Here is a 16,833-nt window from a genome sequence, read left to right as displayed (position 1 = left end):
CGTATGCGGATCAGACGGAGCGGAACGCCAGGACCACGTTGTGGCCGCCGAAGCCGAACGAGTTGTTGATCGCGGCGATCGAACCCTCGGGCAGCTTGCGCGGCTTGTCGCGCACGATGTCCGCGCCGTCCTCACCGATGAACCCGTCCAGTTCGTCGATGTTGATGGTCGGCGGGGCCATGCGGTGGTGCAGCGCCAGGACCGTCGCGACGGTCTCGATGCCGCCGGCGCCGCCCAGCAGGTGACCGGTCATCGACTTGGTGGCCGAGATCGCCACGTGGTCGAGGTCGTCGCCGAGGACCTTGCGCAGCGCCTTCACCTCGGCGAGGTCGCCCTGCGGGGTCGACGTGGCGTGCGCGTTGAGGTGCACGATCTCGGCCGGCTTGAGCCCCGTGTCGTCCAGCAGGTTCTGCATCGCGGCGGCGATTCCGCGGCCGCTCGGCTCGGGCTGCGCGATGTGGTGGGCATCCGCGGACAGACCCTGGCCCACGACCTCGCAGTACACCCGCGCACCACGCGCGGCGGCGTGCTCGGCCGACTCCAGGACGACGACGCCCGCGCCCTCGCCGAGGACGAAGCCGTCACGGCCGGTGTCGTACGGACGCGAGGCCTTCTCCGGCTCGTCGTTGCTCTTGGACATCGCCATCATGTTGGCGAAGGCCGCGATCGGCAGCGGGTGGATCGCCGCTTCCGTGCCACCGGCGACCACGACATCGGCGCGGCCGGTACGGATCATCTCGACGGCGTAACCGATGGCCTCGGCACCGGACGCGCAGGCGCTGACCGGGGTGTGCACGCCCGCCTGGGCGTTGACCTCGAGGCCGACGTTGGCGGAGGGGCCGTTCGGCATGAGCATGGGCACGGTGTGCGGGGAGACGCGGCGTACGCCCTTCTCCTTCAGCACGTCGTACTGGTCGAGCAGGGTGGTGACGCCGCCGATGCCGGACGCGATGACCGCGCCCAGACGCTCGGGCTGGATCTTGGTGTCCTCGCCGGCCTTGTCGATGTAACCGGCGTCGGCCCACGCCTCGCGCGCCGCGATCAGCGCGAACTGCGCCGAGCGGTCCAGCTTGCGGGCCAGCGGACGGGGCAGTACGTCGCCCGGGTCGACGGCCGCCAGGGCCGCGATACGGACGGGCAGTTCGGCGAAGCGCTCGCCCTCGAGGGGCTTGACGCCGGATCGTCCCGCCATCAGACCTTCCCAGGTCGATGCGGCGTCGCCACCCAGCGGGGTTGTTGCGCCGATACCGGTGACGACCACGGTGCGATTGGTCGGGCTCACAGGAATTCTTTCTCCACGTGTAGAGGGTGCTGAATTTTTACGGCGCCACCGCCGGGTGGCGACACACGATCGGCCGGATCAGGCCTGGTGCTTGAGGATGTAGCCGGCAGCGTCGCCGACCGTCTTGAGGTTCTTGACGTCCTCGTCGGGGATCTTGACGTCGAAGCGCTCTTCGGCGGCGACGACGACCTCGACCATGGACAGCGAGTCGACGTCCAGGTCGTCGGTGAAGGACTTGTCCAGCTGGACGTCCTCGACGGGGATACCGGCGATCTCGTTGACGATCTCGGCGAGACCGGTGACGATCTCTTCCTGAGTGGCGGCCATTGTGGCGCTCCTTCGGTGTTTGAACAGAGAGGGAATTGGTAAAACAGCAGGCCCGAAAGGTTCCGGACCCGCCTAGGGGAGGGTAACGACCGTCGCGGCGTAGACGAGACCCGCCCCGAAGCCGATGACGAGCGCGGTGTCGCCACTCTTCGCCTGCCCGGTCGCCAGGAGCCGCTCCATTGCGAGCGGAATCGAGGCGGCCGAGGTGTTACCGGTGGTTTCGATGTCGCGGGCGACCGTGACATGCTCCGGCAGCTTCAGCGTCTTCACCATCGAGTCGATGATCCGCATGTTCGCCTGGTGCGGAATGAAGACGTCCAGATCATCTGCGGTGATCCCGGCCGCGTCCAGCGCCTGCTGGGCGACCTTTGCCATCTCGAAGACGGCCCAGCGGAAGACCGCCTGGCCCTCCTGCGTGATGGCCGGGAACCTCGCGACCTCGCTGTCGCGGTAGTCCGACCACGGAATGGTCTGCTTGATCGTGTCGGACTTGTCGCCCTCGGAACCCCACACGGTCGGGCCGATGGCCGGTTCCGTGGCGGGGCCGACGACGACGGCGCCCGCACCGTCACCGAACAGGAAGGCCGTCGCGCGGTCCTCCAGGTCGGTCAGGTCCGAAAGCCGTTCCACGCCGATGACGAGGACGTACTCGGAACTGCCTTCGACGACCATTCCCTTGGCGAGGGTCAGGGCATAACCGAAGCCGGCGCATCCGGCTGAAATGTCGAAGGCGGCGGGCTTGTTCGCGCCGATCTTGTCCGCGATTTCGGTCGCGACGGCCGGGGTCTGCTTGAAGTGCGAGACGGTGGAGACGATGACTCCGCCGACCTGCTCGGGGGTGATCCCGGCGTCGGCGATCGCCTTCCCCGCGGCCTCGACGGACATCATGGCCACGGTCTCCTCGTCGGAGGCCCAGTGGCGGGTCACGATGCCGGAGCGGGAGCGGATCCACTCGTCGGACGAGTCGATCGTCTCGAGGATCACCTCGTTGGGCACGACACGGGTCGGGCGGTAGCCGCCGACACCCATGATCCGCGCGTACGGGGCGCCCTTGCTGGGCTTGATCTTCGACATGCTCTCTCGGGCTCCTATCGGGCCGCGTGCTCAGCGATGAGCGCGCGGGCCGCGTCGAGGTCGTCGGGGGACTTGAGCGCGAGGGTCTTCACACCGGGCAGTGCGCGCTTGGCGAGGCCGGTCAGCGTGCCACCCGGGCACACCTCGATGAGCGCGGTGGCGCCCAGCTTCTCGAAGGTCTCCATGCACAGGTCCCAGCGGACCGGGTTGGAGACCTGGCTGACCAGGCGGGCGACGACCTCGGGCCCGGTCGCGACGGTCTTGCCGTCGGCGTTCGAGACGTACGTGATGGCCGGGTCCGAGACGACGAGGTCCTGGGCGGCCTTGCCCAGCTCGGCGACCGCCGGGGCCATGTGGTGCGTGTGGAACGCGCCGGCGACCTTGAGCGGCACGACGCGGCGTACGCCCTCGGGCTTGTCCGCCTCCAGAGCGGTGAGCTGCTCGGCCGTGCCGGCGGCCACGATCTGGCCCGAGCCGTTCACGTTGGCCGGGGTCAGGCCCAGCTTCTCCAGATGCGGGACGACGATCTCGGGGTCACCGCCGAGCATGGCCGACATGCCGGTTTCGGTGACGGCGGCGGCCTGGGCCATGCCGAGGCCACGCGTACGTACGAAACCGAGTGCGGCCTCTTCGGTGAACACACCGGCATACGCGGCGGCGGTGATCTCACCGACGCTGTGACCCGCGACCGCGGAGACATCCGCGCGGACGTCCAGCGCCGCGGCGGACAGCAGACCGGCGGCGACCAGCAGGGGCTGGGCGACCGACGTGTCGCGGATCGCGTCCGCGTCGGCCTGCGTGCCGTAGTGGACAAGGTCGAGCCCGATGGCGTCGGACCATGCGGCGAGCCGGTCGGCGGCGCCGGGGAGGTCGAGCCAGGGAGTCAGGAAGCCGGGCGTCTGGGCGCCTTGGCCGGGAGCGACGAGTACGAGCACCCTCACACTCTCTCTTGTGGACGGCCCAACAGGCCCGTGGGGACAGGGACCAAGAACCGTCGGGGGAATTGTTGGTGTTCGACAAAAGTCTAGGACTGCGTATCTCCGTCGGCCAGGCGCCCCAGGATGAGTGCGATCCGCAGCGTGAAAGCGGAACGTACATCGGAGGGTGACCAGCCGGTGACGTCTGTCACACGTCGGAGCCGGTAGCGCACGGTGTTGGGGTGTACGAAGAGCATCCGCGCCGCGCCTTCGAGGCTGCTCGCCTGCTCCAGATACACACTCAATGTCTCCAGGAGCGCCGAGCCCGCTTCCTCCAGCGGTCTGTAGATCTCCTCCACCAACTGCTCCCGCGCCGCAGGGTCGGAAGCGATCGCACGCTCCGGCAGCAGATCGTCCGCCAGAACGGGGCGCGGCGCGTCCTGCCACGCCTGGCACGCCTTCAGCCCGGCGGCCGCGGCCTGCGCGGACCGGGTGGCGGCGAGCAGGTCGGGCACGACGGGTCCGGCGACCACGGGCCCGGCGGCGTACGGGCCGATCAGAGCCTTCGCGACCTGGAGCGGGTTGTCGCTGCCGCCCGCGATGACGACCAGCCGACTGCCGAGCACCCCGGTCAGGACCTGCAGCTTCGCGTGCCGGGCGGCCCGGCGGATGGCCTCGACCGTCAGCTCCGAGTCGCCGTCGGGCGCGGTGCCGAGGACGACGCAGACATGTTCGGGGGAGTTCCAGCCGAGCGCGGCGGCCCGCGACACCGCACCCTCGTCGGCCTCGCCGGACAGCACCGCGTTCACGACGAGCGATTCGAGACGTGCGTCCCAGGCGCCGCGCGCCTCGGCGGCCTGCGCGTACACCTGGGCGGTCGCGAAGGCGATCTCGCGGGCGTACACGAGCAGGGCCTCGCGCAGGATCGACTCGTCGCCGGGGGCCGCGACCTCGTCGATCGCGCTCTCCATGACCTCGATCGTCGTACGCACCATCTCGACGGTCTGGCGCAGGGTGATCGCTCTGGTCAGCTCGCGGGGTGCGGTGCCGAAGACGTCGGTGGAGATGGCCTGCGGGGTCTCGGGATGCCGGAACCACTCGGTGAACGCGGCGATACCGGCCTGGGCGACCAGGCCGATCCACGACCGGTTCTCCGGTGGCATGGCCCGGTACCACGGCAGCGTCTCGTCCATGCGGGCGATCGCGTTCGCGGCGAGACGGCCGGAGGACTTCTCCAGTCGGCGCAAAGTCGCGGCGTGCGGGTGGGCGGCGTTCGCGGCGGGCTGCTCAGGATCGGGTTGGGGCACGGGACAAGACTGCCTTATCAGGACGGGTGCGCGGCGGGCCGGGGGCCCACCGTTGTTCCTGACCGGGTCTACGGTGGGCTCTGTGATTTCTGTACGGCGTGCCGCAGACCGCTTTCGCGGAGGCGATGCCTCCGCCGGCATCGAGTCCCTCCACGCCTTCTCCTTCGCCCACTTCTACGACCCCGGCCACCTCCGCTTCGGCGCGATCCTCGCCTGCAACGAGGAGCGCATCGCCCCCGGCGCGGGCTTCGACGAGCACCCGCACAGTCACACCGAGATCGTTACCTGGGTCGTCGAGGGCGAGCTGACCCACCGCGATTCCGCCGGTCACGCGACCGTCGTACGCCCCGGGGACGTCCAGCACCTCAGCGCGGCCGACGGCGTGCGGCACGTCGAGCGCAACGACGGGGGCGAGCCGCTGCGCTTCGTGCAGATGTGGCTGGCGCCGCTGGTGCCCGGCGGCGACCCGGCGTACGAGATCGTGCGCGGCATCGCCGACTCCACGCCGTACGCCGTCCCGGCGGCCGGCGCGATGCTGCACGTGCGGCGGCTCGCGGCCGGCGAGCGTACGGCCGTACCGGACGCCGCGTACGTGTACGGCCATGTCGTACGGGGTCAAGTGCGTTGCGCGGGCGAGGACTTGGGGCCCGGGGACGCCATTCGGATCACGGAGTCCAAGGACCTGGAGATCGTCGCCGCTGTCGCGGCCGAGCTGCTGCTGTGGGAGATGTCAGGCTGAGCGGCGCGACTCCGCGAGCACCGCGTCGGTGAAGGGCGGCCAGGCCTCGGCCGCCCAGGGCCCCCAGGCGCGGTCCGTCAGGGCCACGCAGGCGATGCCCGCGTCGGGATCCACCCACAGGAACGTGCCGGACTGGCCGAAGTGTCCGAACGTACGCGGTGAGGACGAACTGCCCGTCCAGTGCGGGGACTTGGAGTCGCGGATCTCGAAGCCGAGCCCCCAGTCGTTCGGGTTCTGGTGGCCGTACCCCGGCAGTACGCCCTTCAGGCCCGGGTGCACGACGGAGGTCGCGTCGGCGACCGTGCGCGGGTCGAGCAGACGCGGCGCCTGGAGCTCGGCGGCGAAACGGGCCAGGTCGTCGACGGTCGAGACGGCGTCCTTGGCCGGGGAGCCGTCCAGCGAGGTGGACGCCATGCCGAGCGGCTCCAGCACCGCCTGGTGCAGATAGTCGGCGAAGGGGATGTCGGTCGCCTTCGCGATGTGGTCGCCGAGGACCTCGAAGCCCGCGTTGGAGTAGAGCCTGCGGTCGCCGGGCGGCGCCATCACGCGGTGCTCGTCGAAGGCGAGGCCGCTGGTGTGGGCGAGGAGATGCCGGACCGTGGAGCCCTCGGGCCCGGCCGGCTCGTCGAGCTCGACGGCCCCCTCCTCGTACGCGACGAGTGCGGCGAACGCGGCGAGCGGCTTGGTGACGGAGGCGAGCGGGAAGCGGTGGGCCGTCGGGCCGTGCGACCCGAGAACGGTGCCGTCCGCCCGTACGACGGCGGCCGCCGCGGTGGGTACCGGCCAGTTCTCGATCATCCGCACGCTGTCCATGCGTACGAGCGTAAAGGCTCTACAGCGTCAGCCGCATCGAGGGGTCGGGCTTGCGGACGAAGCCGAGCGAGGCGTAGAGCGGCTCCGCCTCGGCGGACGCGTTGAGGTCGACGCTGCCGACCCCGCGCTCGCGGAACCAGTCGAGCAGCGCCTCCATGCAGGCGCGGGCGTGGCCGCGGCGGCGCTGGTCCGGGTCGGTGGCGACGCTGAAGACGTAACCGACGGAGCCGTGCGGATTGCCGGCGCGGCCGATGCGGTACTCGACGGTGCCGACGGCGAGTGCGGCCAGGGCCCCTGGCCGGTCCGGGTGGTCGACGACCAGGGCGGCGAAGTCCCCGTCCGGGTCGGCGAGTTTCTTCCGCACGGTCGGGAGGGACTCGGCGTGCCAGTCGGTGGACCGATCGACGGAGAAGACCGAATCGATCATGACTTGGCGCAGGCGGATCACTTCCGCGGCGTCGGCGGCGGTCGCGCGGCGTACGGGGCTCATGCCGTGGAGGCTAGTCAGCACGTACGGAAACTTCTTCCCGTTTTCGGTTGCTTGGAGTGCACTCCAAGGTCCTAGCGTGGTGGCCATGACCGTGATGGAGACCGCCCCCACACGCACCCATTCCTGCGCCGATGAACCCCGGGCACACCCCCGGCCCGAAGGTCAGGACCACTACACGATCAGCGAGGTCGCCGCGCACACCGGGCTCACGGCGTACACCCTGCGCTGGTACGAGCGGATCGGGCTGATGCCGCACGTGGACCGGTCGCACACCGGCCAGCGGCGGTTCCGCAATACCGACCTGGACTGGCTCGCCTTCGTCGGCAAGCTCCGGCTGACCGGGATGCCGGTCGCGCACATGGTGCGCTACGCCGAGCTGATGCGGGAGGGCGAGCACACCTTCGAAGAGCGGCAGGAGCTGCTGGAGTCGACACGCCGGGATGTGCGAGCCCGGATCGCCGAGCTGAACGACACGCTCGCCGTACTCGACTTCAAGATCGACTTTTACGCGGACGCCCGGCGGGCGTCGGAGAGGGCCTGAACCCCATGAGCGACAGCAGGATCGAAAAAGTACAGCTCGGCACCGGCGGACCGGAGGTCGGCGTCCAGGGGCTCGGCTGCATGGGCATGAGTTTCGCTTACGGGCCGACGGACGCGGGCGAGGCGCGGGCCACGCTCGAACGGGCGCTGGAGCTGGGCGTCACGTTGTACGACACGGCGGACGCGTACGGGGCGGGGGAGAACGAGACCTTCCTCGCACCGTTCGTCCGGGCGCACCGGGACGAGGTCGTCATCGCGACGAAGTTCGCGCTGGCGGTGGACCCGGACGACCCCACGAAGCGGATCATCCGGAACGACCCGGCGTACATCAGGCAGTGCATCGAGGGCAGCCTCAAGCGCCTCGGCGTCGACGAGATCGACCTCTACTACATGCACCGGCGTGATGTGAACGTCCCCATCGAGGAGACCGTCGGCGTCATGGCCGAGCTGGTCCGCGAGGGCAAGGTCAAGCACCTCGGGCTGAGCGAGGTGACCGGCAACGAACTGCGGGCGGCGCAGGCCGTGCACCCGATCGCGGCGGTGCAGTCGGAGTGGTCGCTGTTCAGCCGCGACATCGAGGCGGGTGTGGTGCCGGCGGCGGCGGAACTCGGCGTCGCACTCGTGCCGTACTCGCCGCTCGGGCGCGGCTTCCTGACCGGGGCGTTCGTCAGCGCCGAGAAGGAACTGAGCGAGGACGACTTCCGCCGGCACCAGCCCCGCTTCAACGGCGACAACGCGTCGGCGAACGCTGCGCTGCTCGACCCGGTGCGGAAGCTCGCCGAAGGACGCAGCGCCACGCTCGGGCAGGTCGCGCTGGCGTGGGTGCAGCAGCAGGCGCAGGTGCACGGCCTGGCAGTGGTGCCGATTCCGGGGACGCGGAAGCGGGTGCGGGTGGAGGAGAACATGGGCGCGACGCGGCTGTTGCTCACGGAGACGGAGTTGGAGCTGCTTGAACCCATCGCGGGGCAGGTGGCGGGGGGCCGGTACGCGGACATGACGTTTACGTCGGCGGGGCGGGAGTAGGCACTGGGCTCCGTCCCAGACCCCGGACGGGCTGGATTACCGGCCTCTCCGGGGCTCTGGGGAGCGGGGTCTGGGGGCTTGCCCCTCAGGAGCGGGGTCTGGGGGCTTGCCCCTCACGCGGCGGAGCCGCGGATGTCACAGCCGGGAAGGGGCGGGGAGGGGAACAGCCTCGCGCAGCGGCCCGCCCCCCAACCTCCCCCGCCGTCACGCCAGCCCCAGCGCGAAGACCGCGAACCCCGCCGCCAGCACCCCCGCCGCCGCTCTCCGCCCCCTCGTCGCCTTCGTCCACGGCGCCTCGAATCCGCGCGCGTACTTCCCGATCAGCACCAGAAACGCGGCGAACACCGGCAGCCAGGCCGCCCTCGCCAGTACCCAGCCCAGCGAGTCCGGGGCGCTGGTCAGCCCCGGGACCGTACCCACCAGCAAGGAACCCGGCACCGCCGACGCCAGCATCGCCGTCTGGTGCCAGCACAGGATCGTCATCGCCGACAGGTTGACGACAACGACCGGCGCCCACAGCGCAGGCCGCCGCAGCAGCCTGCCGATGCGGTCGCGGAGCAGGATCGCCGCGCCGCTCTGCGCCGCCGCGAGGGCCAGGACCAGCAGGGACGGCGGGTGCGAGTTGGTGCGCGCCTCGCCCGGTACGCCGACCATGGACGCCGGGTAGTGGAATGCCGTCAGCAGCGCCGCGAACAGCACCGCGCCGCCGATCAGCAGCATCGCCCCGCCCCGCTTGCCGAGGCGCTTGTCGCCCCAGCACACGCCGAGTTGGTACGCGAAGAGCCACCCGGGCAGCAGGTTCAGCAGGCTCAGCCAGGACGGCATCGCGTCGGCGTACGGCCCGTAGCGCAGGAAGTCGACAACGGCCACGGAGCCGATGAGGGGCGCGGCGGCCCAGGCGCCCATCGTCCGGCCGGCGCGTATGCAGTACGGCGTCAGGGCGGTCACCGCGACGTACACACCCACGAACCACAGTGGCTGGATGACCAGCGTCGACCCGGTCCGCAGGGTCGTACCCGGCACCCTCAACGTGTACAGCACCGGAAGCATCACCGCCCACACGGCGGTCACCCCCAGCACCGGCCGGCCGAGGCGCGCGATCCGGCCGCGCAGCCACTCGCCGGTCGAGCCCTTGTGGCGGCGGTACGAGAGGACCGACGCGTACCCGCCGACCAGGAAGAAGATGCCCAGCATCTGGAGTACCCAGCTCAGCGGGGCGAAGAAGCCGAAGGACGAGAGCGGGCTGGCGTTGCGCAGCGCGTTGCCGCTGTCGCCGTCGAGCGTGAAGCCGCCGAGCATCCAGTGGCCGGTCGGGACCGCGAGGAGGGCGAGCGCGCGCAGTCCGTCGATGGCGCGGTCGCGGTGGGCGGGGGTCTGCGCGTCGATCCTGTTCGCGGTCTTCCGCAAAGCGCTGACGGCAGTCATCACAGCTCTCCCACGGTGATGGCGGCGAAGGTACGCAGGGATTCGGTGCCGGGGGCGAAGTAGCCGGTGTGGCCTTCGGCGTCGTCGGCCGGTACGCGCCGGGCGCCGAAGGCGGGTTCGGTGGGGTCGGTGCCGTGCCCCAGGCCCGCGAACTCGACGTTCGGGACCTTGGAGATCCAGTCGGAGGGGTCCTTCGCCGCCCACACCCGCGCGTCGGTGCGCATGTCGTCGACGCTGGCGACCCGCATCCCGGGGGAACCCAGCGCGACGACATCGGCGGCGTCCAGACGGGGCGCGGCAAGGCCGCAGACGACCGAGCCGTAGCTGTGGCAGAACACGGCAGGGTCCGGGGCGCCGGTGGCATCGAGGCCGTCCGTCAGCCGGGCCAGGCGTTCGGCGCCCGCCTCGGCGAGGTCGCCGGTTGCGGCGTCGACACCTACGCCGACGGGGGTGGTGTATCCCGCCCAGGCGATCACGGCGGTGCGGTGGCTCTTCGTCGAGTCGTACAGGGACTTCGCCATGCCGGCCGGGGTGCCGTACACGTCGTTCGTACGGTCGAAGGTCCTGGCATCTATGTCGGAGCCGGGGACGACGACGGCCACGTGCTCCGCCTTGCCCAAGTCGCCGTACACCTCGGCGACTTGGGCACGGCCGCGCGGATCGAACGCGAGGATCTGCCGGCCCGGCTTCGCGAGGCGGTCGAAGCCCTCGGCCTTCGCGGCACGCGAGTTCGCCTCGTAGCGGAGCTCCACGGGGGCGCCGTCGAGGTTGCCGACGACGAGGGGGTGGCGGCGGGCGAGGTCCTGCCGGCGGTCCTGGCTCAACCCGGCGAAGAAGTAGGCGACTTGCTCCGGCGTGGTGGCTGCGGGATCGGGCAGCCCCTCTGCGCGCCAGGCGGAGCTGCCGGGCGGTGGGCCGGTGACGGCCTCCTGCGCATTCCCGGAGGCCCAGCCCGCCGTGCCCGCTACGACGGTGGTCGCGAGCGCGACGGCAACCAGGGTCCTCTTGTAGCGGCGCATGATTCCGTCTCCCTTTTCTCGTCCAGTGGCTGGCGGAGAGGAAGGTAGGAAGACGATGCGGGCGGGGGCGTCACACCGGGGAGCCAAGTCGGGGGTGCTACTTGGGTAGGGGTGGGGGTAGTTGGCGCCGGGTTTCGGCTTGCGCCGGGTGGGTCCGTGCGGGGTCGGGCCGCTCCGGGGGCGCCATTCGGGACTGCATGATTTAGCTGCGGGGCGGGGCTTTGTTTGCGAGGCCAGTAATTCGCGCACAAATCACGCTTTACGTCCCGAACAGCGCCCCCTGCGCGACCCGCCCCCTCGCCGCCGTTCGCATCCTGGTTCAGGCGGCCCGGCTACCGGCGCCGGTCGGTGTTCAACGGTGTACGGGAGGGGGACGGGGCCGTAGGGAGTGGTGTTCGGGACGTAAAACGTGATGTGTGCGCGGGACGCCGGGAGGCTTTCGGTGACCCGGGAACGCAGCTAAATCATGCAGTCCCGGACGCCGCTCCCGTAGGCCCCGGCCCCCGGCGCCACGACCGGCCTGGCAGCGCGCCCGCCCCGCCCACTACGACAGGCCCCGTCCTAGCGCCGATGGGTGGCGTCGACCCGCTCGCGTCGGCGGGTTTCCGGCCGGGGGTCCGGGGGTTGTCCCCGGGAAGGCACAGCATGCAGTCCCGGACGCCGCTTCCGGTAGGCCCCGGCCCCCGGCACCACCACCGGCCTCGCAGCACCCCCGCCCCCGGCACGAAGACAGGCCCCGCACCGCCCCGGCGCGAATGCCGTTACGACCCCGGCGACACCAACCCCGACTCGTACGCGAAGACCACCGCCTGCGCCCGGTCCCGCAGGTCGAGTTTCGCCAGGACGCGGCCGATGTGCGTCTTTACCGTCTGCTCCGCCAGCACCAGCCGCCCCGCGATCTCCTGGTTCGACAGGCCCCGGGCAATCAGCTCCAGGACCTCCGTCTCGCGCGGCGTAAGCCCGTTGAGCCGCAGCGAGGGGTCCCTGCGCGGGGCCGGCCGCTGGCGGGCGAAGTCGGCGATCAGACGCCGCGTCACCGACGGTGCCAGCAGCGCTTCCCCGGCTGCCACCACCCGTACCGCCGAGATCAGGTCCGCGGGCGGTGCGTCCTTCAGGAGGAAGCCGGACGCCCCGGCGCGCAGCGCCTCGTACACGTAATCGTCCACGTCGAAGGTGGTGAGCATCAGCACCTTCGGCCGGTGCACGACGCCCACCGGCGGATCCAGCAGCTCGCGCGCCGCCGCCAGCCCGTCCATCTCCGGCATCCGGACGTCCATGAGGACCACGTCGGGATGCGTGGACCGGCTGACGTCGACCCCCTGCCGCCCGTCCGGCGCTTCGCCCACCACGTCGATGTCGCTCTGCGCCGAGAGCAGCGCGGCAAACCCCGCCCGCACCATGGCCTGGTCGTCGACGATGATCACGCGGATGGTCATGGGGAGGGTGAGTCCTTCGCGCCGATGGGAAGCCGGGCGGCGACCCGGAAGCCGCCGTCCGGCAGAGGACCGGTGTCCAGCTTGCCGCCGGTCAACCGTACGCGCTCACGCATCCCGACCAGGCCGTGACCGCCCGCCCCGCTCGCCTCCACCGGCGCCGTGCGGCCTGCGGCGGGCCCGTTGACGACGAGGACGATCAGGTCGGTGCCGTCCGAGGTGACCGACACCCGCGTCGTGGCCCCCGGCGCGTGCCGCACCACGTTGGCCAGGGCTTCCTGCACGATGCGGTACGCCGACAGGTCGACGGCCTGCGGCAGTTGACCCGGGTCGGAGAGACCGGCGGAGAGGGACAGTTCGGCCGGCACGCCGGCCCGTACCGTCGCCTCGACGAGCTGCTGGAGCCGGTCGATGCCCGGCTGCGGGGTCAGTTCGCCGGTGGCGTCCTCGCTGCGCAGCACCGCGAGGAGCCGCCGCATCTCGGTCAGCGACTCCCGCGCGCTCGTCGCGATCGAGGCGAACTCGTCCTGGACCTCGGGCGAGAGCCCCCCGACCCGGTACGGCGCTGAGTCGGCCTGCACGGTGATGACGGACATGTGGTGGGCGACGACATCGTGCAACTCGCGTGCGATGCGGGTCCGTTCCTCCAGCAGCGTGCGCCGGGAGCGCTCCGCCTCGCTGATGGTCTCCTGCTCGACCAGCCGCCGCTGTACGTCGCCGCGCTCGCGCAGCGCGCCCCCGATCACCAGGACCACCGCGCTCAGCACGATCATCAGCACGTCCGTGCCGTCGGTCTCCGCGGGGAAGAGCGTGCCGAGGAGGAGGCCGACGAGGCAGGTGACGAGCCAGACCCCGATCAGCGTCCGGCGCGTCTCGCGCAGCGCCAGCGCGAGCATCAGGAAGAGATAGCCGACGATGACGGGCGAGCTCCACGGCCAGATTTCGCCCTTGCCGAGGCCCTCGAGCAGGAAAAGACTCCCGACGGCATCGGCGGGAAAGATGATCCACCATGCCTGGAGCGGCCGGTGGCCGATCATCAGCAGCGGAAGCGTCTGCGCGGCGGCGATGGCCCCGGCGAGACCGCCCGGCACGGCGTAGTCGTTGGCGAGGACCGAAATGGTGACGGGCAGCAGCGTGGCGGTGAGCGCGAGGACCGCGGCGTACGGCAGGAGCCGCTGCCAGCGGCGCGGGGCGTCGGCGAACAGGGGGGTCGGCGCGTGCGAGGGGTGGCTCACGGCGTGGGCGAGGGCGCGCACGTTGCGGCGTCCGGCGGTGATCAGGCCGTCGGAGGGGGGCGGGGGAGCGGAAGGTTCGGTCATGGCTCGGTCAGCGTAGGCAGCCGACGCCCGTCGGCGCGTCATACCGGGGTCCGGAAGCAGACCTCATACTCCGGTATGACACGCCGGCTCACAGCTCCGCGAGTCACAGCTCCGCGAGCAGCTCCGCCTTCTTCGCGCTGAACTCCTCGTCGGTGACGAGACCGGCCTGGTGCAGGTCGCCGAGGTGCCGTATCCGCTCGGCGATGTCCGCGGGGTCGCGCCGCCCGTGCGCGACGCTCACGGCCTCGACGGGCACCGCGTCCACAGGGGCCGCGCTCCCGCTCCGTACCGCGCCGAGGACCGCCGCGGCGAACGGCAGGGATTCGTGCACCGGCCCGTAACCGAGGCCGAAGACGACGGCGGCCGGGTCCTGGTCGGCCTGGGCCGGCTGCGGCGTGCTGACACTGCCATTGCCGGCGTCAGCGCGCCGCAGCAGCCGCAGATAGCCGTCGAAGATATCGGGGGAGCGCCACTCGACGCCGTGCAGGTCCTGGACGGGGAAGCTCTGGTCGCCCGCTTTCCACTTCGCGGAGGACGCACCCGTCCAGAACCAGCGGAAGGAGACGTGCGACCCGTCGAAGGACGCCTTCCCGTCGTACGCCTTGAAGTGCAGCGGCGCCTCGGGCGCGCGCACCAGGTACTTCTCGGCGGGCACCTTCGCCTCGGGCACCAGGAGGGCGCGCAGTTCGTCGGCGTAGTACTCGGCGAGCGTCTCGCGCTCGGCGGGCAGCACGAGCCGGTACGGGTCGGAGCCGTCCCGCAGCTGTCCGGCCGCAGCCTCCATGAGCGGGTCGGCGCCCGGTCTTGGGGTCGCGTGCAGAACGACTGTGCCGCGCTTCCCCGGCGTCAGAGTCACCGACGCCAGCGCCTCGTGCGGGACACGTCGCTCACCGATCGCCTGGAACAGCTTCGGTGTGCGGATCCCCCGTTCGAAGCGGATGAGCACGGAGTCGCTCTCGAACTCCCAGGTGGCATGAATTCCGGCCAGCACATCACCCATGCGGCTCATCGTATGCGGCGTGCGCCCGCGCGTCGCCCCTCGGAGCCCGGCGCGATACTGAGGGCCGCCGCGACGATCTACGCGCGTCAGGTCGCTTCCCCGCCGGAAATTCCACTCCGGCAGGCCCCGCTGCCGCCCGCACAGCTCACCGTGCGGTACGACCCGACGCCTATCCCGGCGAAGTTGCTGAGGCTCTCGGTGCCCGGCTCGAAATAGCCGGTGTGCCCGACCGCGCGGGCTGCGGAGAAGACCCGGGCACCGAACTCCGGCGTCACCGGGTCCGCGCCGTGACCGAGCCCGCCGACCGCCAGATACGGCACTCCCTGGATCCAGTCGTCGCCGTCCCGCGTGGCCCACACCCGCGCCCCGGTGCGCAGCTGCTTGGCGCTGTCGACCCGCATTCCGGGGCTGCCGGCGACCGCGATGTCGGAGACGCGCGACGGCAGTTCGGGGGCGGCGACGCCGCAGACCACGGAGCCGTAGCTGTGGCAGAAGAGGGACACCTTCGAGTCGCCGGGCAGCGCCCGCACGAGCGAGGTGAGCCGCTTGGAGCCGTCCCTGGCGAGCTTGCCGATGGCCGCGTCCATGCCGACACCGGCGGGCGAGGTGTAGTCGGCCCAGGCGATGACGGCGGTACGGGTACGGGGCGCTGCCGCGCGCTCGGCGGCGTACAGCGACTTCGCCATGCCGACAGGCGCGGTGTACTTGCGGCGTGTCCGCTCGAAATTCACCACATTGGTGTCCACGCCGGGGACGACGACCGAGACCCGCTGTGCGCGCCCGAGGTCGCCGAAGACCTCGGCGACCTGGCCGGAACCCGCGGGGTCGAAGGCCAGGATCTGCCGGTCGCTGTTCATGAGCGACGCGAACCGGTGCATCCTGCGGTCCGCCGCCATGCGGCCTTCCGGAGTCAGCCGTTTGTCGTGCATGCGCTGCAGTTCGACCGTGCGCGCCTCGCCGAGGGCCCGGTGGTTGGCGCGGTAGCGCAGAGTGAGCGGGGCGCCGTTCATGTTGCCGACGACCAGCGGGTAGCGGTCGACGAGCCGGCCCCGCTGCGTCGCGGTGAGGGAGGCGAAGAAGCGGGCGATCCGGTCGGGCGCCGACCCGGCCTCCGGCAGCTCGCGGCCGTCGATGCCGCCCCGGGCCCAGGCGGAGAGCGATGCCCCCAGCGGATCGGATTCGTCCTTGTGGTGGCGTATCGCCGTCCATCCGGAGGTCGCCAGCAGGACGAACACCACGGCGAGAGCGAGCAGCGCGCGCCATGCGTTGAGGGTGGGGGAGGAGTCGAAGGAAGTCACTATCGAGCCACCCTAGGAGACGCGGGAGGCTCACCGCGAAGACCGTGACTCGGATCACGTTTCAAACGGCCGGTGGTGAAGGGATGTTCACGCTTTGTGTGCAACCGTGTCGCACGCCGGAGTGCGCCAGTCGGCCGCGAGCGCCGGTTCGAGGTGGTCCAGGTAGAGCTCGGTCAGCGCCCTGATCGACTCGATGCTGACGTCCTCGCTCTGCCCCCACAGCCGGCCCGACACGCGCATGACGCCGGTGAACGCCGCGACGGCGATACGCGGCCGGGGATCGGCGTCCAGATCCAGCCCTTCGCGGTCGGCGACGATCCGGGCGACCTGCTCCTCCAGCTCCGTGGAGCGGCGCAGATGGGCGGCGAGCAGCGCGGGCGTCGACTCGATCATCTGGTAGGTGCGCATGTGCAGTTCGACCGGCACGACGGCTTCGATGGCCTCGCCGATGGTGTCCCAGGCGCCCAGTACGGCCTTGCGCATGGCTACGAACGGGCCCTCCTTCGCGGGGCGTTCGCGCAGCTCGGCGAGGAAGTGCGACTCCACCATCTCCTGGACGGCGAAGGCGGCCTCTTCCTTGTTGGCGAAGTAGCGGAAGAAGGTGCGCTGGGAGACCTCGACGGCGTCGGCGATCTCGTCGACGGTCGTCTGCTCGTACCCCTGTGTGGTGAAGAGCTCCAGCGCGGCGCGCAGCAGGGCGTCACGAGTGCGCTGCTTCTTGCGCTCGCGCAGTCCCGTCGGCCGGGTGGCCTCTTGCTGCTCGGTCATGGCGTCATGCCCTGGTGGCCTCTTTCCGCGTTTGTCCAGCTCAGAATACCTGTGAGCTT

General features: G+C 71.0%; 17 protein-coding genes. 3 read left to right on the top strand and 14 right to left on the bottom strand.

The annotated features are described in order from the left end of the window. Nucleotides 1-10 precede the first annotated feature (10 nt). The 5 genes from fabF to J7I98_RS03570 form a co-directional block, all read right to left on the bottom strand. Nucleotides 11-1,282 carry a beta-ketoacyl-ACP synthase II gene (fabF, locus tag J7I98_RS03590; RefSeq protein WP_214916961.1) on the bottom strand — a complete coding sequence of 424 codons (1,272 nt, stop codon included), beginning with the start codon at nucleotides 1,280-1,282 and terminating at the stop codon, nucleotides 11-13. Between the two features lie 78 nt (nucleotides 1,283-1,360). Then, nucleotides 1,361-1,609 carry an acyl carrier protein gene (locus J7I98_RS03585; RefSeq protein WP_214916958.1) on the bottom strand — a complete coding sequence of 83 codons (249 nt, stop codon included), beginning with the start codon at nucleotides 1,607-1,609 and terminating at the stop codon, nucleotides 1,361-1,363. Nucleotides 1,610-1,681: 72 nt separating this feature from the next. After that, the gene (locus J7I98_RS03580; RefSeq protein ID WP_214916955.1) at nucleotides 1,682-2,683 is read right to left on the bottom strand and encodes a ketoacyl-ACP synthase III; all 1,002 of its coding nucleotides are present in this window, start codon (nucleotides 2,681-2,683) and stop codon (nucleotides 1,682-1,684) included. A gap of 14 nt (nucleotides 2,684-2,697) precedes the next feature. Further along, nucleotides 2,698-3,618 carry an ACP S-malonyltransferase gene (locus J7I98_RS03575; RefSeq protein WP_214916952.1) on the bottom strand — a complete coding sequence of 307 codons (921 nt, stop codon included), beginning with the start codon at nucleotides 3,616-3,618 and terminating at the stop codon, nucleotides 2,698-2,700. 89 nt (nucleotides 3,619-3,707) lie between these two features. Next, the gene (locus J7I98_RS03570) at nucleotides 3,708-4,907 is read right to left on the bottom strand and encodes a CdaR family transcriptional regulator (RefSeq protein WP_214916950.1); all 1,200 of its coding nucleotides are present in this window, start codon (nucleotides 4,905-4,907) and stop codon (nucleotides 3,708-3,710) included. A gap of 82 nt (nucleotides 4,908-4,989) precedes the next feature. Between J7I98_RS03570 and J7I98_RS03565 the strand changes: the two genes are divergently transcribed. Continuing rightward, entirely contained in the window at nucleotides 4,990-5,646 is a 657-nt protein-coding gene (locus J7I98_RS03565; RefSeq protein WP_214916947.1) for a pirin family protein, read from the top strand. Here the strand turns inward: J7I98_RS03565 and J7I98_RS03560 are convergent. Then, the gene (locus J7I98_RS03560) at nucleotides 5,638-6,459 is read right to left on the bottom strand and encodes a serine hydrolase (RefSeq protein WP_214916930.1); all 822 of its coding nucleotides are present in this window, start codon (nucleotides 6,457-6,459) and stop codon (nucleotides 5,638-5,640) included. The genes J7I98_RS03565 and J7I98_RS03560 overlap by 9 nt on opposite strands. Nucleotides 6,460-6,478: 19 nt before the next feature. Continuing rightward, a complete protein-coding gene (locus J7I98_RS03555; protein ID WP_214916927.1) occupies nucleotides 6,479-6,949 on the bottom strand; it encodes a GNAT family N-acetyltransferase in 471 nt (156 codons plus the stop codon). Between the two features lie 85 nt (nucleotides 6,950-7,034). On the opposite strand from J7I98_RS03555, the gene J7I98_RS03550 reads away from it, so the two are divergent. Then, nucleotides 7,035-7,490: a MerR family transcriptional regulator gene (locus J7I98_RS03550; protein ID WP_214916924.1), complete on the top strand. Its 456-nt coding sequence runs from the start codon at nucleotides 7,035-7,037 to the stop codon at nucleotides 7,488-7,490. Between the two features lie 5 nt (nucleotides 7,491-7,495). Continuing rightward, nucleotides 7,496-8,512, top strand: coding sequence for an aldo/keto reductase (locus J7I98_RS03545; protein ID WP_214916902.1), 1,017 nt, complete (start codon nucleotides 7,496-7,498; stop codon nucleotides 8,510-8,512). A gap of 204 nt (nucleotides 8,513-8,716) precedes the next feature. Here the strand turns inward: J7I98_RS03545 and J7I98_RS03540 are convergent, their stop codons facing one another. The 7 genes from J7I98_RS03540 to J7I98_RS03510 all read right to left on the bottom strand — a co-directional run bounded on the left by J7I98_RS03540 (nucleotide 8,717) and on the right by J7I98_RS03510 (nucleotide 16,774). Next, nucleotides 8,717-9,937, bottom strand: a complete 1,221-nt coding sequence (locus J7I98_RS03540; protein ID WP_214916899.1) for an acyltransferase — start codon at nucleotides 9,935-9,937, stop codon at nucleotides 8,717-8,719. Beyond that, nucleotides 9,937-10,956 (bottom strand): alpha/beta hydrolase, encoded by a 1,020-nt coding sequence (locus J7I98_RS03535; protein WP_214916887.1) that lies wholly within the window; start codon nucleotides 10,954-10,956, stop codon nucleotides 9,937-9,939. Before J7I98_RS03535 ends, J7I98_RS03540 begins: the two co-directional genes overlap by 1 nt. A gap of 761 nt (nucleotides 10,957-11,717) precedes the next feature. Then, nucleotides 11,718-12,392 (bottom strand): response regulator transcription factor, encoded by a 675-nt coding sequence (locus J7I98_RS03530; protein ID WP_214916885.1) that lies wholly within the window; start codon nucleotides 12,390-12,392, stop codon nucleotides 11,718-11,720. Further along, complete coding sequence (locus J7I98_RS03525) at nucleotides 12,389-13,708, bottom strand: sensor histidine kinase (protein ID WP_251020085.1); 1,320 nt, start codon at nucleotides 13,706-13,708, stop codon at nucleotides 12,389-12,391. The genes J7I98_RS03530 and J7I98_RS03525 overlap by 4 nt, the downstream gene beginning before the upstream one ends. A 103-nt stretch (nucleotides 13,709-13,811) precedes the next feature. Beyond that, nucleotides 13,812-14,708 carry a DUF4429 domain-containing protein gene (locus J7I98_RS03520; RefSeq protein WP_214916879.1) on the bottom strand — a complete coding sequence of 299 codons (897 nt, stop codon included), beginning with the start codon at nucleotides 14,706-14,708 and terminating at the stop codon, nucleotides 13,812-13,814. Between the two features lie 86 nt (nucleotides 14,709-14,794). After that, nucleotides 14,795-16,006: an alpha/beta hydrolase gene (locus J7I98_RS03515; protein WP_214916876.1), complete on the bottom strand. Its 1,212-nt coding sequence runs from the start codon at nucleotides 16,004-16,006 to the stop codon at nucleotides 14,795-14,797. Between the two features lie 87 nt (nucleotides 16,007-16,093). Further along, the gene (locus tag J7I98_RS03510) at nucleotides 16,094-16,774 is read right to left on the bottom strand and encodes a TetR/AcrR family transcriptional regulator (protein WP_214916874.1); all 681 of its coding nucleotides are present in this window, start codon (nucleotides 16,772-16,774) and stop codon (nucleotides 16,094-16,096) included. Nucleotides 16,775-16,833: the final 59 nt, after the last annotated feature.

Origin of the sequence: Streptomyces sp. ISL-98 (genome assembly GCF_018614055.1) — a bacterium.
GTDB classification, from domain to species: Bacteria; Actinomycetota; Actinomycetes; order Streptomycetales; family Streptomycetaceae; genus Streptomyces; species Streptomyces spiramyceticus.
This window is presented reverse-complemented; position numbering and strand designations above follow the sequence as displayed.